Below are 21,871 nucleotides of genomic sequence, written 5' to 3'. Positions count from 1 at the left end.
CCTCGGCTCAAGCCGCTGGCTTGAGCACCACCTTCGTCCAGCCATCATCCCTTGCATCGAAATGCTGGTAGGCCTGCGGGCCTTCAGCAAGCCTCAGGCGGTGAGAAATAATCTGCGAGGGCTTGGCCCGCCCATGGTGGATAAGCGCTGCAAGACGGCGATTGTACGCCTTCACATTCGCCTGGCCGGTGCGGATCTGCTGGCCTTTGAACCAGAACGCGCCGAAATCGAAGGCCATCTTGCCCTCTTTCGCCAAGTCGTTTTTCGCACCAGGGTCTTGCGGCACGAACACGCCCACGACACCTATGCCACCGGTGGCCTTGGTCGAAGCGACCAGGTTGTTCATGGTGAGGTTGTTCACTTCATGCCCATGCTTGTCACAGCACTGATAGCCGACGCACTCGCACCCGCGGTCGGTGCCTCTGCCATGGGTCAGGTTGAGGATCTCTTCCACGGCCTTCTGCTCCACGGCGTTGATGGGGGTTGCCCCAAGCTGCGCGGCAAGCTGCAGGCGGTCTGGCTGGTTGTCGACCACGAACACCTGAGAGGCACCTTTGATGATGGCCGAATGCGCCGCCATCAGCCCGACAGGCCCGGCACCATAGATCGCGATGCTCTCGCCAGGCTGCAGGCCGGCCAGCTCTGTGGCATGCCAACCGGTGGGGAAAATATCGGAGAGCATGACGTAGTCATCTTCGCGCTCCTCGGCATCTTCCGGCAGGACCAGGCAATTGAAATCTCCATAGGGCACGCGCAGCAACTCTGCCTGGCCACCCTGATAAGGCCCCATGTCGGCGAAACCATAGGCAGCGCCGGCAGTGCCCGGATTGGCGGTCAGGCAAAATCCCGTGAGCCCTTTTTCACAGTTTTCGCAGAAGCCGCAGCCGATATTGAATGGCAGGCAAACGCGATCACCGACTTTGACCCGGTCGACCCCGGCGCCTACCTCGATCACCTCGCCGAGGTTTTCATGGCCGAATACCCGCCCGGTTTCGAATGACGTTCGCCCCTCATACATGTGGAGGTCGGAACCGCAAATGTTGGTGGTGGTAATGCGTACCAGCACGTCTGTTGGCTTCTCGATCATCGCGTCCTTCACATCCTTGACCGCGACGTCACGTGGGCCGTTGTACACGATGGCTTTCATAGGTTGAACTCCCGAATGTCAGAGGCGACCGAAAGGCGCCCTACCCTGTTGAGGTAACTGCTGAGGTTCAGGTGTTCAGTGCGCTGCGTGACAAGCCAGATCAGTGGCACTAATGGCTGTCGCCCTGGTTTCAGGGGGATGGCACGGGCTGCGCCCGTGTTCGCGGGAAAAAGCCGCTTCCACAGGGATCGCACATTTGAGCAGGCCCAGGCGCCATCCGGTTGGATGGCGCAGGGCCCAGCGCGAAGTGGCTCAGTCCGCAGTCGGTTCCACTGCGGTATCGGCGACAGGGGCCGGGGCCGGGGCCGGGGCAGCGGCTTTGGCTTTGGCGCGGTCCTTGCGGCCTTTGCCGCGCTGGCGTGCCGCCTGTTGCTTGGCGTACAGCGCCTGACCGGCGGTGACAACGCCTGCGGGCTGGCCATTCAAGTCCAGGCGCGAAGCACCTTCGACCATGCTTGCCCAGTAGCGGTTGCCGCGGCACCAGGTCGAGATGCCCAGCTTGAGCTGCTCAACCGTGATGCCGAGCAGCTCCAGGTGTTGCTCGGCATCCTTGAAGATGCCCTCCTTGAGCGGCACCTTGGGCGCCGGGTTGACCGGGAAAGCCAACGGGAAATGCTTCTGCAGTGGCCAGATCGCTTCCACCGCCGGGTCCTGCTCACGCGCCTTGGCCTGCGAGGCGGGCTTGCGCTTGGCAGGGCGCGGGGCGTCGGCCTTTGCCTGGTGCTCTTTTTCAGACCGCAGGCGGTCACGTAACTCAGCTAGTTGTTCAAAACCCATCGTATTTCACTGCTTCTACGTTGATTGCGTGGCGCAAGGATAAGCCATGCAGCGCCGGGTAGCAGCAGAAAGAGGATGAATCGCTGCGGATTTAGTCACCAGGCATGGCCAGACGCAGCGTCAAGCGCCACCCCGGAAGCAGCTGACGCCCCAGGCGGTGAGCTTGAAAGGCAAGTGATAGTGCGCCTGGGGATCACCGATCCCGAAGCGGTAGATGAGTTCGTCGATAAAGGGGATTTCAGGCAACGGCGTCCCCATTTCCCGATAAAACCGGGCCACCTGCAAACGCACTTCATAGACGCCGGCCCCGAACAGCGCGTTCATCTCCGCCAGCCCCGCCCATTGGCCGCGCGCATCGATGATGCCCTGCGCGATCGGCGCGCCGCCCGCGACGCCGATGCTCAGGCGCAGCCCTTGCGCGGCACGCCCGCTGGCAATGTCCACCACGTGCACGGAGACGCCGCCGTTCATGCCCAGAACCCCTGGTGGGCGGTCGCCGCCTCGTTCTCAAGCAGCGGGCCATGCACCTGCACCGTGCGCTGACCGCGGGCGAACACCTCGCGGCACGGCAGCGAAAACGTGGGGTTTTCCGGGTGCGCACCGGTCAGCCCGAGCAAAGCATGTTCCGACAAGGCATAGACCACCCGGCCAATGCCGGTCCAGTACACCGCGCCAGCACACATGCAGCAGGGCTCGGCGCTGGTGTACAAGGTGCAGCCTGCGAGTTGTTCCGGTGTCAGCAGCCTGGCGGCACGCGCCGCTGCGACCAACTCGGCATGCTGGGTCGGGTCGCCCTCCGGGGGCATGGAGTTGTTGCCGGCGCTGGCGATGATCTGCCCTTGCGCATCGGCCACCAGGGCAGCAAAGGGGTGTCGGCCGTCCTTGCGCGATTGCTCGGACAGGCGGATCGACTCGCGCAGCAGGGCCAGGTCCAACTCGGAAAGCTCGGCGCCGGAGCGGGTGAAAGTCATGGCGGTTACTCCTTGTACGGCAGGTGAAAGCGCGCCGGCTGGCGCGCATGAAAAGGCAGGCTCACTTGGCCAGGCGGGTATCGATGGCGTCCTGGCTGCGGGGTGCGGCTGCACGGTTGAGCAGCAGGTTGAGCAGAATCGCGCTGACCGCAGCCAGGAAGATCCCGCTTTCCAGCACCAGCTTCAGCGGGCCGCTGACATGCTCGAACAGCGCCGGCATCGACATCGGCAACACACCGATGCTGACCGAGACCGCCACCACCAGGCCGTTGCGGGTCCCTTCGAAACGGACACGGGCCAGTTCCTGGATGCCCGCCACCGTGGTCATGCCGAACATCACGATGGCGCAGCCACCGAGCACTGGCGTCGGCACACTGGCGATCAGCGCACCCAGCTTGGGGAACAGCCCCATCAACACCATGATGGCGCCCGCTGCGGCGACCACGAAGCGGCTCTTGACCCCGGAAAGCGCGATCAGGCCGGTGTTCTGCGTGAACGCGTTGTAAGGGAAGCTGTTGAACAGGCCACCCAGCATGGTCGACAGGCCATCGGCGCGAAACGCGTTGCCCAGGGTGTGCGGGTCGGTGGGCTTGCCGGTCAGCTTGCCGATGGCCAGGCAGTTGCCGGTGGTCTCGGCCATGATCACCAGCATCGCCAGCAGCATGATCAGCACGGGCGTGAAGGCGAACTGCGGCATGCCGAACGCCATCGGCGCGCTGAGCTCGAACCACGCGGCATCGCCCACTCGGCTGAAATCGGTCATGCCGCAGGCCGCAGCCAGCACGCTGCCGGCAATCAGCCCCAGGAGCACGCTGAGGTTGCCGATGAAGCCACGAAAACGGGCGTGGATCACCAGCGTCATCGCCACCGTCGCCACGCCCAGCATCAGGTTGGCCGGCTTGCCGAAGTCCGCAGTGCCTGGCTGCCCTCCTCCAAGCCAGATGGCCGCAGCCGGCATCAGCGAAATGCCGATGACGGTGATCAGGCTGCCGATCACCACTGGCGGGAAGAACCGCAGCAAGCGGCTGAACAGCGGCGCGATGGCGATGGTGAGCGCACCGGCGGCGATCACCGCACCGAATACGTGAGGTAGCCCGAACTCTTTGCCGATCATGATCATCGGCGCCAGGGCAATGAACGAGCAGCCCTGGATCAGTGGCAGGCGTGCGCCGAAACGCCACAGCCCGAGGGTTTGCAGCAAGGTGGCGACACCCGAGGTGAGCAGGTTGGCATTGATCAAGGTCACCACCTGGGCCTGGGTCAGCCCCAGGGCACTGCCCAGAATCAGTGGCACGGCGACGGCACCGGCGTACATCACCAGCACATGCTGCAGGCCGAAGCTGAACAGCTGCCGCGCAGGCAGTATTTCGTCCACGGGATGGATAACTGGTTGGCTCATGTCGTGAATCTCCTGAAGTGCGGCTCTTTTTATTGTTGAAGGCGCCCGGAGTGACATGCAGCGCAGAGAACGGGTGGCAGCTGCCGCCGATGTCGAGGTGGAGAATCCTGTGAAATCACCGATGGAGCAAATGATTAACCATCGTTACTATCGATGGATCGACCCGTGGACAGGATCAGGTGATGCGCTTTTCGCTGGAGCAGTTGCAGGTGTTCGTCAGCGCCGTTCAGGCCGGCTCGTTTTCTGCCGCAGCGCGACGACTGGGGCGCACCCAGTCGACGGTCAGCGCGGCCATCAGCAACCTGGAAACCGACCTGGGCGTGCAGCTGTTCGACCGCACCAGCCGCATCCCGGCCTTGACCGCGGCGGGCCATAAACTGCTACTGCGTGCCGAGGGCATCCTTGAGCGCTGCTACGCCCTGGAGGGCAGCGCCGACAGCCTGGCAGGCCAGGTGGAAGCCGCGCTGACCCTGGCGATCGAGGTGCCCTATGGCCCGCTGATAGCGCCCTTCAGAGGCTTCGACGAGGCGTTTCCGTTTGTCGACCTGGCGATCCGCCACCCGCTGCACGGCGACGTCAGCGAAATGATCCTGACCGGCGAGGCCGACCTCGGGGTGAGTTTCGCCCAGCCCGGCTACCCGCCGGAGCTGGCCTTCCAGCAGCTGGGCAAGCTGATCATGACCCACGTCTGCCACCCGCAATTCGCCTTGGCGCGGCAGGGACCGGTCAGTTTCGCCGACCTCAACGCCCATCGCCGGCTGGCGTTTTTCGCCCATGCCGACAAGCTGCCCAGCAGCGAATACCTGCGGGCCGGCCAACTATGGCGGGCGGAGAGTTACCTGGCATTGGTCGAGATGGTCCGCGGCGGGCTTGGCTGGGCAACCCTGCCGCGCCTGTTGGTGCAGCGCGAGCTGGAAAGCGGGCAGCTGGTGGAGCTGCAACTGGAGGCCTACCCCCACACCGACTGGCTGGTGGGGGTGGACCTGCTTTGGCATCGCAAGCGTCAGCCTGGCCCGGCGGCGCGTTACCTGCGTGAGTGCCTGCAACGCAGCAAGGTGTTCGAGCTGGACCGCATGGGCAAGTCGACCACCCTGTGACTGGCGCCGCTCAGGCTGCCTCCAGCTCCAGCTGCTTGCGCGGCTCGGCAGCCGAACGCTTGAGCATCGCGGCGGGGATCGCCAGGATCAGCAAACCGCTGACGAACAGGCACAGGCCCAACACGTAGGTGCCGTCGTTGATGTTACCGGTCAGGTTCTCCGCCATTGCCGTGATCATCGAGCCGGTGAAGCCCGACAGGTTGCCGATGGCATTGATCATGCCGATGCCCGCCGCCGCCGCGACACCGGACAACACCGTGCCCGGCAGGGTCCAGAAGATCGGCATCAGGCTCAGCACACCCGACGCGGCCACGGTCAGGAACAGGATCGACAGGGTGACGTCATGGGCGAACGCGGCGCTGAGGATCAGCCCGCAGCCGCCGATGAAAGCGGGGATCGCGGCATGCCAGCGGCGCTCGCCGGTGCGGTTGGAGTGGCGCGCATTGAGGAACATGGCCACGATCGCCACGCTGTAAGGGATGGCGGTCAGCAGGCCGATCTCCAGGCTGCTGGTCACGCCCGCGCTCTTGATGATCGACGGCATCCAGAACGCCAGGCCATAGAAGCCAGTATTGAAGGTCAGCAGGATCAACACCAGCAGCCACACCCGCGGGTTGAAGAACACCTCACCGAGCCGCGAGACCTTGCCGTCCGCTTCCTGTTGCAGGTTGGCCTTGAGCAACTGCTTCTGCGCAGCCGACAGCCAGGTGGCCTTGTCGATGTTGTCGCACAGGCAGGTGAACACCACCACGGCCATGATCACCGAAGGCACGCCCTCGACCAGCAGCATCCACTGCCAGCCGGCCAGGTCATGCCAGCCATCCAGGCGCGTCATCAGCCAGCCTGACAGCACCCCACCGAGGGTGAGGCTGACCGGCATCGCCATGAGGAAACCCGACATGACCCGGCTCTGCCGATGGGTCGGGAACCAGTAGTTGAGGTAAAGGATCACGCCGGGGAAGAAACCGGCCTCGCAGATGCCCAGCAAGAAGCGCAGCACGTAGAACATGGTGCTGGACTCGATGTGGAAGAACCCGGCCAACGGCTGGGTGAACGCCACCGCCATCGAGATGATCGCCCAGCTCAGCATGATCCGGGCGATCCAGAAGCGCGCGCCGTAGCGATGCAGCAGCAGGTTGCTCGGCACCTCGAACAGGAAGTAGCCCCAGAAGAACACGCTGGCACCCAGGGCGTAGACGGTGTTGCTGAACTGCAGGTCGTCGAGCATGCTCAGCTTGGCAAAGCCGATATTGACCCGGTCCAGGTAGGCGGCGATGTAACACAGCAGTAGGATCGGCAGGATACGCAGGATGACCTTGCGGTAGGTGCGGTCTTCGAACGCCTGATCGGCGGTGGGGGCGGTAGATGGATGAGCCATGGCCAAGCCTCGTGGCATGTCGTGCATGCCTGATTGTTGTTATTGGAAGCCCACCGCTGCAGGCGCAGCCGGTGGGTGATTATCAGCAGCGGTAATCAGCGAATCGGGTCACGGCTGGGCTGGCCGTCGACCAGGCGCAGCAAACCAAGCGGGTTGGCATCGCGCAGCGCCTCGGGCAGCAACGCGTCGGGGAAGTTCTGGTAGCACACCGGGCGCAGGAAACGGTCGATCGCCAGGGTGCCGACCGAGGTGCCACGGCTGTCGGAGGTGGCCGGGAACGGGCCGCCATGGACCATGGCATCGCATACCTCGACGCCGGTCGGGTAGCCGTTGACCAACACGCGGCCGGCCTTCTGTTCGAGCACTGCCACCAGCGGCGCGGCGTGCGCCAGGTCGTCCGGCTCGCCGATCAAGGTGGCGGTCAGTTGCCCGCCCAGCGCCTGCAGCGCGGCCAGCAACTGGGCCTGGTCGGCGAGTTCGACCAGCACGGTGGCCGGGCCGAAGATTTCCTCCTGCAGCAGCGCTTCGCCAGCCAGCAACAGCTGGGCATCCGCCTGGAACAGCTGCGGCCAGGCCTGGTTGCCCTGCTGCTCGGCGCCAGCCAGCAAGCGCACGCCGGCCTGCGCCTTGAGCGCGGCCACGCCGTGGGCATAGCTGGCCAGGGTGCCGGCGTTGAGCATGGTCTGTGGTGGCTGCTCGGCGATTTGCGCAGCCAGCTGCTCGACAAAGGCGCTGAAGGCTGGCGAGCGCACCCCCAGCACCAGGCCAGGGTTGGTACAGAACTGCCCGCAGCCGAGCACCATCGAAGCGACCAGCTCGCGGGCCACGGCCTCGCCGCGCACGGCCAGCGCCCCGGGCAGCACCAGCACCGGGTTGATGCTGCTCATTTCGGCGAACACCGGAATCGGCTGCGGCCGCGCCGCCGCCATGTCGCACAGGGCGCGGCCGCCCTTGAGCGAACCGGTGAAGCCCACGGCCTGGATGGCCGGGTGCTTGACCAGCGCCTCACCGACCCGGCCACCGTAGATCATGTTGAACACCCCGGCCGGCATGGCACAGCGCTCAGCGGCAGCGACGATCGCCTCAGCCACCCACTGGGCCGTGGCCATGTGGCCGCTGTGGGCCTTGAACACCACCGGGCAGCCGGCGGCCAGCGCCGCAGCGGTGTCGCCACCGGCCGTGGAAAACGCCAGGGGAAAGTTGCTGGCGCCGAACACTGCGACCGGCCCCAGGCCCATGCGGCACTGGCGGATATCCAGGCGCGGCAGCGGGGCACGCTGGGGCTGCGCACGGTCGATGCGCGCGCCGAGGAAGTCACCGCGGCGCAACACCGTGGCGAACAGCCTCAACTGGCCGCTGGTACGCGCCCGCTCACCCTGGATACGGGCGGGCGGCAAGGCCGTTTCCTGGCATACGGTAGCGATGAAGTCGTCACCCAGGACATCGAGGGCATCGGCGATGGCGTCGAGAAATTCGGCGCGGCGAGCGGCGGGCAAGGCCCGGTACACGGGGTAGGCAGCTGCAGCGGCCAGGGCAGCGGCATCAACTTCTTCGTCGCTGGCCTGGTAGAACGCGCCTGGCAGTGGCTGCCCGGTACGTGCATCGACACTGTACAAGGCCGCCTGACCGGTGGCGGGGCGAACCCCGCCGATGAATTGCTGGCCTGCGTGGGACGTCATGGATGATTCCTCGGCATTGCGAAAGACATGGGTCGCTAATCTAGGCGGCTGTGCGATGCTTTCCCAATGGCATTTATCGATCATCCGATAACGGTGCGTTATCGCTCCCCTTCCCCTCGGCCCGCGTGGGCCAGCAGGATCTCAGCGAACTCCAGCGCCGCGCCGCTCAACGGCTCGCCCTTGCGGGTGAGGATGCCGTAGTCCTGCGGCGCCAGGTGCAGCGGGGTGTCGAGGTTGACCAGCACCCCGCTGGCCAGGTGCGGCTCGACCATCGCCTGGGGCAACATGCCGATCATCGGCCCGCCCAGCAGCACCTTGAGGAAGGTCTGCATGGAGATGGTGTCGATGGTATTGCGCGGCACGGCCACGCCCGCCTCGGCGAAGGCCCGCTCCATGCGCCCGCGAATCGGGGTGCCCTTGGGGTAGAGAATCCACGGCCACTCCAGCAGCTGCGGCAAGGTCACCGGCCCGGCAGCGCTCAGCGGGTGCTGGTCGTTGACCACAAAGCAGAACGGTTCCGGTGCCAGCGGCTGGAAGTCGAAGCGCTGGTGCTGGGACGCGTCGGTGAAGCGCGCCACGGCCAGGTGCAGCTGCTTGTCTTCGAGCATGGCCATCAGGTGATCGCTGGTCTGCTCCACCACTTCGATCGACAGCAACGGCTTGCGCTGCTTGATGGCGACGATGGCATCGGGCAGCGCCACGGCGGTGGCGGCGAAAATGCCGCCTACCTTCAACTGCCCGTGACCGCCCTGGCGCAGGCTGTCGATCTGGTCGACGAAGTTGCGCGCATCGTTCAACGCCACCTGGGCATAGCGCAGCACCTGCTCGCCAAGCGCCGTTGGCGGCATGCTGCGCGGCAGCCGTTCGAACAGGGCGAAGCCGAGCAAGTGCTCGATTTCCTTGAGCATCTTGCTGATCGCCGGCTGGGTCAGGTTCATCTGCTGCGCCGCAACGTGCATGTTGTGCGTGCGCCCGAGGGTCTCGATCAGCAACAGGTGGCGGAACTTGAGCCAGTTGCAAACGTGGGAAAAGGAAAGGTCCGACATGCACGCCCCTGTCGCTGCGATAACCGCTTGTTATTGAATGGTGAGATTAAGCCATTGGAGTTTATCGCGCCGCTTGCCTAGCGTGCAGCTCTCACGTTCCGAGAGATTGCGATCCATGCCGATGACCCTCACCCCCGCCAATACGCTGCCTGCGGACGGCCTGACCGGCACCCTGATCGGCCGCGCCTGGACCCCGGGCGAACCTGGCGGCCCCTCGCCGATCACCGTGCGCCCGGACGGTGTGTTCGACCTGTCCGAGCGCTTTGCCACCCTGAGCCAGCTGCTGGAAAGCGACGACCCGTTGCACGCCGTGCGCAGCACCCCGGGCCGCTTCCTGGGCAGCCTCGAAGCGTTGCTGGCCAACAGCGGCGAAGCGTTCGACGCCCAGCAGCCCTACCTGCTCGCCCCGGTCGACCTGCAAGTGATCAAGGCGGCCGGGGTGACCTTCGCCGCCAGCATGATCGAGCGCGTCATCGAAGAGCAGGCAGCCGGTGATGCCAGCAAGGCGGAGGCGGTGCGTGCCACCGTGCATTCGGTGATCGGCGACAACCTCCGGGCAGTGCGCCCAGGCTCACCACAGGCGATGGCACTCAAGGCCCTGCTGATCGAGCAAGGCATGTGGTCGCAGTACCTTGAGGTGGGCATCGGTCCCGATGCCGAAGTGTTCACCAAGGCCCCGGTACTGGCGGCCGTCGGCAGCGGCAGCGCGATCGGCGTGCACCCCGGCTCGGCATGGAACAACCCCGAGCCCGAAGTGGTGCTGGCCGTGGACAGCCGCGGACGCATTCACGGCGCCACCTTGGGCAACGACGTCAACCTGCGCGATTTCGAAGGCCGCAGTGCGTTGCTGCTGAGCAAGGCCAAGGACAACAACGCCTCGTGCGCTGTCGGCCCGTTCATCCGCCTGTTCGACGACAGCTTCGACCTGGACGCGGTGCGCCACTGCGTGGTCGACCTGGAAGTCCAGGGCGAGGGCGGCTACCGCCTGGTCGGCAGCAGCTCGATGGACCAGATCAGCCGCGACCCTGAAGACCTGGTGCGCCAGACCCTCAACGCCAACCATCAATACCCCGACGGCTTCCTGCTGTTCCTTGGTACGCTGTTCGCCCCCATCGAAGACCGTGACCAGCCGGGCGCGGGATTCACCCACAAACCGGGTGACCGGGTGCGCATCGCCAGCCCCCTGCTCGGCCAGCTGCACAACCAGGTGACCACCAGCGACCAGGCTGCGCCGTGGACCTTCGGCCTTGGCGCGATGATGCGCAACCTGGCCGCCCGCGGCCTGCTGCAGCGCTAAAACAACAAGAGAGCATGACATGACCGATACCGCCAAACGCCCGCGCAGCCAGCAATGGTTCGACGACCCGAGCCACGCCGACATGACCGCGCTGTACGTGGAGCGTTACATGAACTACGGCCTGACCCGCGACGAACTGCAGTCGGGGCGGCCGATCATCGGCATCGCCCAGACCGGCAGCGACCTCACCCCGTGCAACCGCCACCACATCGAACTGGCCCAGCGGGTCAAGGCCGGGATCCGCGATGCCGGCGGCATCCCCATGGAATTCCCCGTCCACCCGATCGCCGAACAGAGCCGCCGCCCCACTGCCGCCCTGGACCGCAACCTGGCCTACCTGGGGCTGGTGGAGATCCTCCACGGCTACCCTCTGGACGGCGTGGTGCTGACCACTGGCTGTGACAAGACCACCCCCGCCTGCCTGATGGCCGCAGCCACCACCGACCTGCCGGCCATCGTGCTGTCGGGCGGGCCGATGCTCGACGGGCATCACAAAGGCCAGCTGATTGGCTCGGGCACGGTGCTGTGGCACGCCCGCAACCTGATGGCCGCAGGCGAAATCGACTATGAAGGCTTCATGGAAATGACCACCGCCGCCTCGCCGTCGGTGGGCCACTGCAACACCATGGGCACGGCGCTGTCGATGAACGCCCTGGCCGAGGCCCTGGGCATGTCGCTGCCGGGCTGCGCCAGCATCCCCGCGCCCTACCGCGAGCGCGGGCAGATGGCCTACGCCACCGGCAGGCGCATCTGCGAACTGGTGCTGCAGGATGTGCGCCCGTCGTCGATCATGACCCGCGAAGCCTTCGAAAACGCCATTGCCGTGGCTTCGGCACTGGGCGCCTCGAGCAACTGCCCGCCGCACCTGATCGCCATCGCCCGGCACATGGGCATCGAGCTGTCGCTGGACGACTGGCAGCGCATCGGCGAAGACGTACCGCTGCTGGTCAACTGCATGCCGGCCGGCAAATACCTGGGCGAAGGCTTCCACCGCGCTGGCGGCGTGCCGGCGGTGATGCATGAACTGCGCAAGGCGGGCCGCCTGCACGAGGCCTGTGCCACAGTCAGCGGCAAGACCATCGGCGAGGTGGTCAGCGATACGGTTACCAGCAACCGCGAGGTGATCCTGCCGTTCGACGCGCCGCTCAAGCACAATGCCGGGTTCATCGTGCTCAGCGGCAACTTCTTCGACAGCGCGATCATGAAGATGTCGGTGGTTGGCGAGGCCTTCCGCAAGACCTACCTGGCCGAACCTGGCAAGGAGAACAGCTTCGAGGCCCGCGCCATCGTGTTCGAAGGCCCGGAGGACTACCACGCGCGCATCGACGACCCATCGCTGGACATCGACGAGCGCTGCATCCTGGTGATCCGCGGCGCCGGTACCGTGGGTTACCCCGGCAGCGCCGAAGTGGTCAACATGGCGCCCCCGGCCGCGCTGATCAAGCAAGGCATCGATTCGCTGCCGTGCCTGGGCGACGGTCGCCAGAGCGGCACCTCGGCCAGCCCGTCGATCCTCAACATGTCACCGGAAGCGGCGGTCGGCGGCGGCCTGGCGCTGTTGCAGACCAACGACTGGCTGCGCGTGGACCTCAACCAGCGCCGCGTCGACCTGCTGGTGGACGATGAAGAAGTGGCACGCCGCCGCGCCGCCTGGAAGCCGAACATCCCGGCTTCGCAGACGCCCTGGCAGGAACTCTACCGCCAGCTGGTGGGGCAGTTGTCCACCGGCGGCTGCCTGGAGCCGGCGACGCTGCACATGCGCGTGATTGCCCGGGAAAGCGGGATGCCGCGGCATTCGCACTGAGCGTGAGGGCCGCGCATCAGGGTAGCCTGGCAATGACTTTGATCTCGAAGTCGAAGCCTGCCAGCCAGGTCACCCCGACCGCGGTGACCGTCGGGTAAGGGGCCTCGCCCCAGAACTCGGCGGCGACCGCCCAGAGGGTTTCGAAGGTGGTGTCGGGGTCGATCATGAACAGGGTGGTGTCGATCACATCGGCGAAGCTGCAGCCCGCCTCGGCCAGGATCGCGTTGAGGTTGGCAAACGCCAGGCGCACCTGCGCCGCCAGGTCGGGCTCCGCCGAGCCATCCTTGCGGCTGCCCACCTGGCCGGACACGAACAGCAAACCATTGGCGCGAATTGCTGGCGAGTAACGGTGCAGGTCATACAAGGCGTGGCGGTCAGGCGGGAAGACGGCATCGCGTTGAGGGGTCATGGCAAAACTCCGGGTGGGTTACGGTGCAGCCACTGTAGAAAGGCCGCCTGCGCGGATAAACGGGCAATACTGGTCATGACTGTTTGTATAATCCAAATAATCCCGACCTGATCGAGCCCTCAAATGGACCGTATCAATGCGATGCAGGCCTTCGCCCGCGTGGTGGAAACCGGCAGCTTCACCAAAGCCGCAGACACCCTGGGCATGAGCAAGACCAGCATGACCCAGCTGGTGCAGCAACTGGAGGCCCGGCTGCGCGTGCGCCTGCTCAACCGCACCACGCGCAAGGTCAATGTCACCGCCGATGGCGCTGCCTACTACGAACGCGTCGTGCGGCTGCTGGCAGATATCGACGATGCCGAGACCAGCTTGTCCAGCGCTTCGGCAGCGCCACGCGGGCGCTTGCGGGTCGATGTCCCCAGCCCGCTGGCGCGCCTGCTGCTGATTCCCGCCCTGCCCGCTTTTTATGCCCGCTACCCGGACATCCAGCTGACGTTGGGTGCAAGCGACCGCATCGTCGACATCATCGAAGAAAACGTCGACTGCGTGGTGCGCGGGGGCGAGATCACCGACCAGTCCCTGATGGCGCGACATGTGGCCGACCTGAAGCTCGGCGTCTACGCGACCCCGGGTTACCTGCAGGAGGTTGGCCGGCCCCTGCACCCACGGCAACTGGAAGAGGGCCGCCAGCGCACGGTCAGTTACCTGTGGTTTCGCACCGGCAAGGCGTTGCCACTGGTCATGCAGCGCGGCGAAGAGCGCGTCGAGGTCCAGGGCCGTTCGATGCTGACAGTCGACGACGGCAACGCCTACCTCGCGGCCGGCCTCGCAGGCCTGGGTGCGCTGTGGCTGCCGCATTACATGGCCAGGCCGCACCTGGCCAGCGGCGAACTGGTGGCGCTGTTCGAGGACTGGAAGATGGCGCCGATGCCGCTGTACCTGGCCTTCCCGCCCAACCGCCATGTCAGCGCCAAGCTGCGGGTATTCATCAACTGGGTCGTGGAACTGATGGCCGAGCACGCCGGGCCATGATCACCGGTGCCATTTGTGCATCCGCGTGTGATTTCTGCCGTGCGATCTGCGTCACAAGCGCAACCCCCTCGAGGTCGTCCGGGGACTGATAACAAGGCCTTCCATGCAAACGCTGTTGAACGAGTTTCTCGACGAAGTGCGCCCTTTGATCGGCAAGGGCAAAGTGGCTGACTACATCCCGGCGCTAGCCGACGTGCCTGCCAATCAGCTGGGCATCGCCGTATATGGCAACGACGGCAGTTACTACTGCGCAGGCGACGCCCTGGTGCCGTTCTCGGTGCAGAGTATTTCCAAGGTGTTCAGCCTGGTCCAGGCGATCGGCCACTCCGGCGAAGCCATCTGGGAGCGCCTGGGCCATGAGCCCTCCGGCCAGCCGTTCAACTCGCTGGTGCAGCTGGAGTTCGAGCGTGGCCGCCCGCGCAACCCGTTCATCAACGCGGGCGCGCTGGTGATCTGCGATATCAACCAGTCGCGCTTTGCCGCGCCGACCTTGTCGATGCGTGATTTCGTCCGCCGGCTGTCGGGCAACCCGCACATCGCCATCGATGCCAAGGTCGCCGATTCGGAGTACCAGTTCCGCGCGCGCAACGCCGCCATGGCTTACCTTATGCAGTCGTTCGGCAACTTCCATAATGAAGTCGAGACGGTGCTGCGCAGCTACTTCAGCTACTGCGCGCTGCAGATGAGCTGCCTGGACCTGGCGCGGGCCTTCTGCTTCCTGGCCAACGACGGGTTCTGCAAGCACAGCGGCGAGCAGATCCTCAGCCGGCGCCAGACCCAGCAGGTGAACTCGATCATGGCCACCAGCGGACTTTACGACGAGGCAGGCAACTTCGCCTACCGGGTCGGCTTGCCCGGCAAGAGCGGCGTGGGTGGCGGGATCGTGGCCATCGTACCGGGGCAATTCACCGTGTGCGTGTGGTCGCCGGAGCTGAATGCGGCGGGTAATTCACTGGCGGGGATGGCGGCACTGGAGCTGCTCAGCGCGCGGATCGGGTGGTCGGTGTTCTGACCCGTGCAGCGGGTTCGTCAAGCGTCAGACAGGATGACCTCGAATAGCGTCCCCTGCTCCGCTGTCGACATGACCTCGATCCTGCCGCCATGGCTGGCGACGATCTCCGCCGCGATGAACAGGCCCAGCCCAAGCCCGGCAGCTGAGCCCCGCTCGCCCTCCGCATAGCTGGAGTAGCGACCTTCGGGTTTGAACAGATAAGGCATCACGGCCTCGGGAATCGGCTCTCCCGAATTGTGCACGCGAATGCGTGGCACACCGGCCTCATGGGCCAGCGAGACACGGATGGGAAGCGTCGAATCGCCATGGCGCAGGGCATTGCCGATCAGGTTGGAGAACACCTGAGCCATGCGTTCCGGATCAAACTGGCCAGTAATCGGCGCGGCCTCCTCCAATACGATTGTCGCCTCAGGGGTGGCCGCACGCAGCTCCTGGATGACCGAACGACAGATCGCATTCAACTCCACCGGCTGCGGGTGCACCGGAATGCCCGTGCCCAAGTTGCAACGCGCCAGGTCCAGCAGGTCGTTGACCATGTTGTTGGCACGGCGGGCACTGTTACATACCTGAGAGGCCAGCAGCTTCACCTTCTCGTCTGAAGCGCCCTGGCGCAGGATGAGGTCGCCGGCCATGAGCACCGCGCCCAGCGGCGAGCGCAGATCATGACCCAGCACGGCCAGGACCATCTTGCGGGTAGATTCCACAGCGGCGCCGTAGGCTGCGATGGATTCGACCAGGGCCTGGTCTATCGCCTCGTTGAAGCGGATCATGTCCTGGACGTGATGCGCGTCCTGCAAAGTCTCTTGTGCCAGCCATAAAGAAAGCACGCTGGAGCGCAAGGCCCGGTACTCCGCGACCATCTGGTCCATGGAAAAACCGGCAATCAGGCGCGTCACCGCATGGGACTGAGCTGCCGTGTCGCTGGACTTTTGAGGGGCCCGGCCTTGCGCTTTCTCGGCCTGTTGATAGGCCGTCTGAGCGGTGCGCATGTCGGCGGCAACGGTACGCAGGATATTTTCCGAATGGTTTCTGAGGCCGACTGAATCCTGCTTGGGCAAAGCCGTCTCGACCGAGCGGGCAAAGTCTTCCCAGGCCAGGAGAATGCTCTCCATGTCGCTCTCGATGAAGTCATACAGTCTCATTGCGATCCTCGCCCATCACCCTGTTCAAACGTCCAACCAGACTAGCCCAGGAACTGCCACGGGCAAAGAAACCGCTTGAGCGCCTTCCGTCAGCTTTCGGAAACGCCTTGTTATAACCCGCATCTAGATGGCAAGGGACAGGGGGAAGCGATGAAAAGCCATGTACTGGTAGTGGAAGATGACGACATCCTGCGGTGGTTGATGAGCGAAGCAGTAACGCACTTCGGCCACCGCGTCACCGACTGCGCCAATGCCGATGACGCCTTGGCGGCCTTGGCGCGCCTGCCAAACCTGGCACTGGTGATTACCGATGTGCGCATGCCTGGGCACATGGATGGTCTGGGCCTGGCCAAAGCGATCTGGGCGGAACACCCCGAACTGCCTGTGATCATTGTCTCGGGCCATAGCGTCGTCCCCCCCGGCTTTCTCCCGGCCAATGCGCGCTTCATCCGCAAACCCTGCACACTGGACATCCTCAACAGCGCAATCGCAGAGCTGCTTCCCGCCCACTGATCTCCACTGCGGACACGATCCTTGTGGGAACGGGCTTGCCCGCGAACACGGGCGAAGCCCGTGCCATCCACCATGGTATCTTCCACCCGGCCAAACGCCGCGCCACAGTGCCTTTCAATCCAGGCCGCGCTTGATCTCGGCAATATGCTCGGGCCCGATGCCACAGCAGCCGCCGATCAGGCTCGCCCCACGCGCCCGCCAGTCGCGGGCCCACACCAGGTAGCCGGGCGGGTCGAGGTCTTCCCGCAGTTCATCCAGCCCATCGTTGGCCGTGGCTTGCTTCGGTTGCGGCGGCAAGGCATTGGCGTAGGCGCCGATGGCGATATCCGCCTGGCGAGCGTCGATCACCGAGCGCGCCACCTCCAGCGCCGCGCCGATGACTTCCGGCTGGCTGCAATTGAACAGCACCGCCGCAACACCTAGGCCGGCCACCGCCTCGATGGCATCGGCCACCGGCTCGCCGGAGCGCAGGCGCGGCACGCTGTCGACCTCTTCGTCCTGCAAGGTGAACGACACCCAGAATGGCTTGCCGTCCGCTGGCAAGTGGCTGTGGATAGCCCGCACCTCGGCAATCGTGCTCTGGGTTTCCGCCAGCCACAGGTCCACATGAAGGTGCCGAAGACCGCCACATCGACTACCCGTTCGAGGCCGTGCAGATCGCCCCCTACGACACCGACAACGTCGCCTTCCAGGACCTCGGCCTGGGCGCTGGCGTGCGCCTGGATGCCATCCTCACCAACCTGGTGACCGCCAAGCCGCGCCTGGACCAGGACAACCGCTTCAAGCTGGCCGGCGCCCCGCTGTATGAAGAGCCGAATTCGGTGGCCATCGAAAAAGGCGACCCGGAGTGGGACGCCAAGGTGCGCCAGGTGTTCGCCGAGCTGAAGGCTGACGGCACGCTGGCGCAGATCTCGCAGAAATGGATCGGCGCCGACATCAGCAAATGAGCACTTTCCCCCCTGCCCCCAAACCCGTGGCCCGCGCCACGGTTGCCGGCCTGTTCGGCTTCCGCACCCGGTTGTACCTGACCTGGCTGGCGCTGTTCGCCCTGTTCGTGGCGTTCTTCCTCAGCTTCGATCTGAAGTTCGCGATCATTGTCGAGAAATTCCCCAACCTCGCCGGTTTCAAGCTCGGGCCAAACGGCTTTTTACAAGGCGCAGCGCTGACCTTGTTCCTGTGCCTGTGCTCGATGGTGGTGTCGGTGGCATTCGGCTTTGCCGCCGCGCTGGCGCGCTTGTCGAACAGCGCGATGCTGGTGGGCATCGCCAGCTTCTACACCTCGTTCTTCCGCGGCACCCCGCTGCTGATCCAGATCCTCCTCATCTACCTGGGCCTGCCACAACTGGGCCTGGTGCCCGGCGCCATCAGCGCCGGCATCATCGCGCTGTCGTTGAACTACGGTGCGTACCTGAGCGAGATCTTCCGCGCCGGCATCCTCGGCGTCGCCCGCGGCCAGCGCGAAGCCGCCCTGGCACTGGGCCTGCGGCCGGTGCAGATCTTCACCAGCATCGTACTGCCCCTGGCCATGCGCGTGATCATCCCGCCCACGGCCAACCAGTTCATCTCGATGCTCAAGGACTCGTCGCTGATCTCGGTGATGGGGGTTTGGGAAGTGATGTTCCTGGCGCAGTCGTATGGCCGGTCGAGCTATCGGTACCTGGAGATGCTGACCACGGCGGCGGTGATCTACTGGGTGTTGTCGATCCTGCTGGAGCTGGTGCAGGCACGCCTTGAGCGACACTTCGGCAAAGCCTACCAGCGCTGACCTGCCCTGTGGGAGCGGCTTCAGCCGCGATGGGCCGCAAAGCGGCCCCAGCTACCGCAGCCCTCACTCAGCGCCTGGCGGAATCCCATCCTTGTTCTTGTCCTTGAGCCGCGCTTTTTCCTCTTCGGTCGAGTGAGCAGGCACATCGGATTGTTGCTGATCCTGTTTCTGGTCTGTCATGGCATAGCCCTCACAATTGATCCCTGAATTGTGAATGCGCGGACCAGATAATGGTTCCTCAATAAACCCACTGGATCAGGTCTCTTCCTGCTTGTAAATCCGCAACCCCCGCGCCTGATAGTTACTCAGCGCAGCAGGATGATCCAACGTGCAGGTATGCACCCAAACCCGCTCTGTACCCTGCCACGCCCACGCGGATTGAATAGCGTGACTCAACAGCGCCCCACCGAAGCCACACCCCAGGAACTGAGGCGCCAGCCCGAAGTAGCGGATTTCACTGTTCCGCCCATCCGGCCGGTAAAGCTCGTAATAGCCCGCTACCGCACCCCGGTGATAGGCAACCCAAGTACGGTGGCCTTCCTGCTCAACGAGCGCCTGCCAGTCTGACAGCGTCCACACATCAAGATCGCCCCATTCCCAAGCCGTGCCCACCAACTGGTAGAGAAACCGATTGAGTTCCGGCTGAGGCACTTCACATTCGATGATTTGAAGGTCATGAGGCTGAGGCTTTGCCTTCAGCTCGGAGGGCGAGGTCATTTCCAGGTAATACGTGATGCAAGACTGTTCCATTCAACGATCCTTACTGTTAATGGCAGGCGGACGGCTATGACCAGATCGTGGCCCTGCAGGAGCGAGTTCACTCGCGAAGAACCCAACACGGTCTATGGCAACGACTGCGCCAGTGTTCGCACTAAAGCCAGACGCATTGCATGAACATGAAATTCTGGCGTTTTGCCAGCTCTTTCAGCTACCCTGCGCGGCCAAATTGATTCAAATTGTAAGGGACTACGATGAAACACCTGCGCCAGCTGTTGGCGGCAGTGTTGCTCTGCGCAACCACTTTGCCCGCCATTGCCGCCAGCACCCCCGCGTCTGCGCCAACCACCAGCGAACAACCGCAGCAAACCGCCGAACAGTGGCTGGCCACGCTCAAGCCCCAGCACGGCAACATCACCCTGCCCAGCGGTATCGCCAGCCTGCAACTCAACAACGAGTTCTACTACCTGTCGCCGGCCGACACCGAGCGCCTGCTGACCGAAGGCTGGGGCAACCCACCGGGCTTCAAGACCCTCGGCATGATCATCCCGACCGCCGTCAACCCACTGGCGGACAACGGCTGGGGCGTGATCATCAGCTACAAGAACGATGGCCACATTTCCGACGATGACGCCGCCAAGATCGACTACGCCGAACTGCTTGAGCAGATGAAGGCCGAAGACGAGGAAGACAACAAGGAGCGCCGCAAGCAGGGCTATGCCGGCCTGACCCTGTTGGGCTGGGCCGAGCCACCGAGCTACGACCAGGCGACTCACAAGATGTACTGGGCGCGCGAGTTGAAGGCCGAAGACGCCGACCAGACCACGCTGAACTACAGCATCCGCGTGCTGGGCCGCGAAGGTGTGCTGGAGCTCAACGCCGTGGCGGCGATGGCCGACCTGCAGACCATCAAGCACGAAACGCCGAAGATCCTCGCCTTCACCAACTTTACCGACGGCAACCGCTACGCCGACTACGACGCCAAGACCGACAAGCTGGCGCCATACGGCCTAGCCGCCCTGGTCGCCGGAGGCATCGCCGCCAAGGCGGGGCTGTTTGCCAAGATTGGTGTTGCCTTGCTGGCGTTCAAGAAGTTCATCGTCTTGGGCTTGTTGGCTATTGCCGGCTTCTTCCGCAAGCTGTTCAAGCGCAAGCAAGCCTGACGCTGGCCTGGCTCACCCTTGCTGGGTGGGCCACGGCCGCGATTGTTCGAGTCGGTTTATGGGGCTGAGCAGTCACATATTGTTACGCCATCAGGCTAATAAAATGAGATTTAGCCCCTTCCTTGCAGGACCTTTCCCAAAGATATTGCCGACGCCCAATTTTCGTTGCACATGGTCAATGTGGATCCTAATCTCGGCCGGTCGCTGCCAATTTTGACCCCACTCCCGAAGCCGACCTGACCAGTGGTAACGCCGCCCCAGTTCAGCCACAGTCGGCCACTTAGTTCAACCTGGGACGCACCGGATGCTCACAACCCTCGCCATCGGCAACTACCGCTCGATCAACCACCTTGTGTTGCCGCTAGGCCAACTCAACCTGGTGACCGGTGCCAACGGCAGCGGCAAATCCAATCTCTACAAAGCCCTGCGCCTGCTCGCCGAAACCGCCCAGGGCGGCGTGATCGAAGCACTGGCCCGCGAAGGCGGACTGGATTCGACCTGGTGGGCCGGACCTGAGATGAGAGCGCGCATGAAGCGCAGTGAAGTGCCCATCCAAGGCCAGCATCCGAGCGACGTCAAACGCCTGCGCCTGGGTTTTGCCACTGAAGATTTCGGTTTTTCCATCTCCCTCGGCCTGCCGATTCCCCTGCCCTATCCCAGCGCCTTCATGCTCGACCCCGAGATCAAGAGTGAAGCCATCTGGGGCGCCGGTGCCTACCGGCCGGCTTCCTTGTTGGTGGAGCGCAGAAACGCCATGGTGCGTGCCCGCGAGGGCAAGAGCTGGACGGTGCTCGATCAACATGCCGACAGTTGTGAGAGCTTCTTCAACATCGTCGGCCGCCCACGGCAAGCACCGGAGATCGGCGAGCTACGAGCCTTCATCAACAGCTGGCGGTTCTACGACCACTTCCGCATCGACCGCGATGCGCCCTGCCGACAGCCTCAACTGGGCACCCGCTCGCCGGTGCTGCACCACGACGGCCGTAACCTCGCCTCGGCGCTGCAGACCATTATCGAGATCGGTGAAGTTGAAGACCTCGTAGCTGCACTGGAGGACGCATTCCCCGGCAGCCGCCTGGAGATCGATGCGCCACCGGGCGGCCTGTTCAGTGTGCGACTGCATCAGCATGGGCTGCTGCGCCCGTTGGGCGGCGCCGAGTTGTCGGACGGCACGCTGCGCTATCTGTTGCTGATGGCCGCGCTGCTGACGCCACGGCCGCCATCGCTGATGGTGCTCAACGAACCGGAAACCAGCCTGCATGCCGACCTGCTCCCGGCCCTGGCGCGGCTGATCATCCGCGCTTCGCAGCGTAGCCAGGTGTGGGTGGTGTCGCACAGCAGGCCACTGATCGAGGCGTTGACGGCGTGCGAGGGGTGCAATGTGCTGGAGTTGGAGAAGGTACAAGGCCAGACCCAGCTGCGCGGGGTTGGGCTGTTGGATGAACCGCTATGGCGCTGGATAGACTGATACATGAACGATGCGGGGCTGGGCCAGCGTTTCACTGGTAGTATGCGCCCCGGTT

General features: G+C 64.5%; 20 protein-coding genes and 2 pseudogenes. 10 read left to right on the top strand and 12 right to left on the bottom strand.

The window, feature by feature from the left end; genetic code table 11:
• Positions 1 to 7 precede the first annotated feature (7 nt).
• The 5 genes from ACTORR_RS25605 to ACTORR_RS25585 form a co-directional block, all read right to left on the bottom strand.
• Complete coding sequence (locus ACTORR_RS25605) at positions 8 to 1,147, bottom strand: glutathione-independent formaldehyde dehydrogenase (RefSeq protein WP_099814529.1); 1,140 nt, start codon at positions 1,145 to 1,147, stop codon at positions 8 to 10.
• A 252-nt stretch (positions 1,148 to 1,399) separates the two neighbouring features.
• Complete coding sequence (locus ACTORR_RS25600; RefSeq protein WP_441344018.1) at positions 1,400 to 1,924, bottom strand: ProQ/FinO family protein; 525 nt, start codon at positions 1,922 to 1,924, stop codon at positions 1,400 to 1,402.
• A gap of 120 nt (positions 1,925 to 2,044) precedes the next feature.
• Positions 2,045 to 2,395 (bottom strand): hydroxyisourate hydrolase, encoded by a 351-nt coding sequence (locus ACTORR_RS25595; RefSeq protein WP_054883329.1) that lies wholly within the window; start codon positions 2,393 to 2,395, stop codon positions 2,045 to 2,047.
• Positions 2,392 to 2,895, bottom strand: a complete 504-nt coding sequence (locus ACTORR_RS25590; RefSeq protein ID WP_262110143.1) for a nucleoside deaminase — start codon at positions 2,893 to 2,895, stop codon at positions 2,392 to 2,394. The genes ACTORR_RS25595 and ACTORR_RS25590 overlap by 4 nt, the downstream gene beginning before the upstream one ends.
• Positions 2,896 to 2,956: 61 nt before the next feature.
• Positions 2,957 to 4,294, bottom strand: coding sequence for a nucleobase:cation symporter-2 family protein (locus tag ACTORR_RS25585; protein WP_441344017.1), 1,338 nt, complete (start codon positions 4,292 to 4,294; stop codon positions 2,957 to 2,959).
• A 182-nt stretch (positions 4,295 to 4,476) separates the two neighbouring features.
• Here ACTORR_RS25585 and ACTORR_RS25580 point away from each other — a divergent pair, with 182 nt between their 5' ends.
• Positions 4,477 to 5,391 (top strand): LysR family transcriptional regulator, encoded by a 915-nt coding sequence (locus tag ACTORR_RS25580; protein WP_313364252.1) that lies wholly within the window; start codon positions 4,477 to 4,479, stop codon positions 5,389 to 5,391.
• A 10-nt stretch (positions 5,392 to 5,401) separates the two neighbouring features.
• Here ACTORR_RS25580 and ACTORR_RS25575 read toward each other — a convergent pair whose 3' ends face one another.
• The 3 genes from ACTORR_RS25575 to ACTORR_RS25565 form a co-directional block, all read right to left on the bottom strand.
• Positions 5,402 to 6,787, bottom strand: coding sequence for an MFS transporter (locus tag ACTORR_RS25575; protein WP_054883333.1), 1,386 nt, complete (start codon positions 6,785 to 6,787; stop codon positions 5,402 to 5,404).
• A gap of 77 nt (positions 6,788 to 6,864) precedes the next feature.
• Positions 6,865 to 8,448, bottom strand: coding sequence for an aldehyde dehydrogenase (NADP(+)) (locus ACTORR_RS25570; protein ID WP_313364253.1), 1,584 nt, complete (start codon positions 8,446 to 8,448; stop codon positions 6,865 to 6,867).
• 98 nt (positions 8,449 to 8,546) lie between these two features.
• The gene (locus tag ACTORR_RS25565; RefSeq protein WP_262110135.1) at positions 8,547 to 9,494 is read right to left on the bottom strand and encodes a LysR family transcriptional regulator; all 948 of its coding nucleotides are present in this window, start codon (positions 9,492 to 9,494) and stop codon (positions 8,547 to 8,549) included.
• Positions 9,495 to 9,609: 115 nt separating this feature from the next.
• Here ACTORR_RS25565 and ACTORR_RS25560 point away from each other — a divergent pair, with 115 nt between their 5' ends.
• On the top strand, positions 9,610 to 10,791 hold the full coding sequence (locus ACTORR_RS25560) for a fumarylacetoacetate hydrolase family protein (protein WP_313364255.1): 1,182 nt from the start codon (positions 9,610 to 9,612) through the stop codon (positions 10,789 to 10,791).
• A gap of 19 nt (positions 10,792 to 10,810) precedes the next feature.
• Positions 10,811 to 12,595, top strand: a complete 1,785-nt coding sequence (locus ACTORR_RS25555; RefSeq protein ID WP_441344016.1) for an IlvD/Edd family dehydratase — start codon at positions 10,811 to 10,813, stop codon at positions 12,593 to 12,595.
• A gap of 16 nt (positions 12,596 to 12,611) precedes the next feature.
• Here the strand turns inward: ACTORR_RS25555 and ACTORR_RS25550 are convergent, their stop codons facing one another.
• Positions 12,612 to 13,004: a RidA family protein gene (locus ACTORR_RS25550; RefSeq protein WP_313364257.1), complete on the bottom strand. Its 393-nt coding sequence runs from the start codon at positions 13,002 to 13,004 to the stop codon at positions 12,612 to 12,614.
• Between the two features lie 123 nt (positions 13,005 to 13,127).
• On the opposite strand from ACTORR_RS25550, the gene ACTORR_RS25545 reads away from it, so the two are divergent.
• Both ACTORR_RS25545 and glsB read left to right on the top strand, forming a co-directional pair.
• Entirely contained in the window at positions 13,128 to 14,036 is a 909-nt protein-coding gene (locus ACTORR_RS25545) for a LysR family transcriptional regulator (RefSeq protein ID WP_313364258.1), read from the top strand.
• Between the two features lie 103 nt (positions 14,037 to 14,139).
• Positions 14,140 to 15,048: a glutaminase B gene (glsB, locus tag ACTORR_RS25540; RefSeq protein ID WP_441344015.1), complete on the top strand. Its 909-nt coding sequence runs from the start codon at positions 14,140 to 14,142 to the stop codon at positions 15,046 to 15,048.
• A 17-nt stretch (positions 15,049 to 15,065) separates the two neighbouring features.
• Here glsB and ACTORR_RS25535 read toward each other — a convergent pair whose 3' ends face one another.
• Positions 15,066 to 16,190 carry a sensor histidine kinase gene (locus tag ACTORR_RS25535; RefSeq protein ID WP_262110131.1) on the bottom strand — a complete coding sequence of 375 codons (1,125 nt, stop codon included), beginning with the start codon at positions 16,188 to 16,190 and terminating at the stop codon, positions 15,066 to 15,068.
• 150 nt (positions 16,191 to 16,340) lie between these two features.
• Here ACTORR_RS25535 and ACTORR_RS25530 point away from each other — a divergent pair, with 150 nt between their 5' ends.
• Positions 16,341 to 16,703: a response regulator gene (locus tag ACTORR_RS25530; RefSeq protein WP_313364259.1), complete on the top strand. Its 363-nt coding sequence runs from the start codon at positions 16,341 to 16,343 to the stop codon at positions 16,701 to 16,703.
• A gap of 114 nt (positions 16,704 to 16,817) precedes the next feature.
• On the opposite strand, the pseudogene ACTORR_RS25525 reads toward ACTORR_RS25530, so the two are convergent.
• Positions 16,818 to 17,312, bottom strand: a pseudogene (locus tag ACTORR_RS25525) (homocysteine S-methyltransferase family protein); the annotation flags it as partial.
• On the opposite strand from ACTORR_RS25525, the pseudogene ACTORR_RS25520 reads away from it, so the two are divergent.
• Both ACTORR_RS25520 and ACTORR_RS25515 read left to right on the top strand, forming a co-directional pair.
• Positions 17,312 to 17,650 (top strand): annotated as a pseudogene (locus ACTORR_RS25520) (transporter substrate-binding domain-containing protein); the annotation flags it as partial. The pseudogenes ACTORR_RS25525 and ACTORR_RS25520 overlap by 1 nt on opposite strands.
• Positions 17,647 to 18,468, top strand: coding sequence for an amino acid ABC transporter permease (locus tag ACTORR_RS25515; protein WP_313364260.1), 822 nt, complete (start codon positions 17,647 to 17,649; stop codon positions 18,466 to 18,468). The pseudogene ACTORR_RS25520 and the gene ACTORR_RS25515, both read left to right, overlap by 4 nt.
• A gap of 255 nt (positions 18,469 to 18,723) precedes the next feature.
• Here the strand turns inward: ACTORR_RS25515 and ACTORR_RS25510 are convergent, their stop codons facing one another.
• Positions 18,724 to 19,218, bottom strand: coding sequence for a GNAT family N-acetyltransferase (locus ACTORR_RS25510; protein ID WP_313364261.1), 495 nt, complete (start codon positions 19,216 to 19,218; stop codon positions 18,724 to 18,726).
• A gap of 221 nt (positions 19,219 to 19,439) precedes the next feature.
• On the opposite strand from ACTORR_RS25510, the gene ACTORR_RS25505 reads away from it, so the two are divergent.
• Together ACTORR_RS25505 and ACTORR_RS25500 are read left to right on the top strand one after the other, a co-directional pair.
• On the top strand, positions 19,440 to 20,348 hold the full coding sequence (locus tag ACTORR_RS25505) for a DUF2167 domain-containing protein (protein ID WP_313364262.1): 909 nt from the start codon (positions 19,440 to 19,442) through the stop codon (positions 20,346 to 20,348).
• Between the two features lie 304 nt (positions 20,349 to 20,652).
• A complete protein-coding gene (locus tag ACTORR_RS25500; protein ID WP_262110122.1) occupies positions 20,653 to 21,816 on the top strand; it encodes an AAA family ATPase in 1,164 nt (387 codons plus the stop codon).
• Positions 21,817 to 21,871: the final 55 nt, after the last annotated feature.

Source organism: Pseudomonas sp. SAR267, assembly GCF_052077595.1.
Classification (GTDB): domain Bacteria; phylum Pseudomonadota; class Gammaproteobacteria; order Pseudomonadales; family Pseudomonadaceae; genus Aquipseudomonas; species Aquipseudomonas vlassakiae.
Note: the sequence above shows the minus strand (reverse complement) of the source record. Positions and strands in the feature narration are given on the sequence as shown.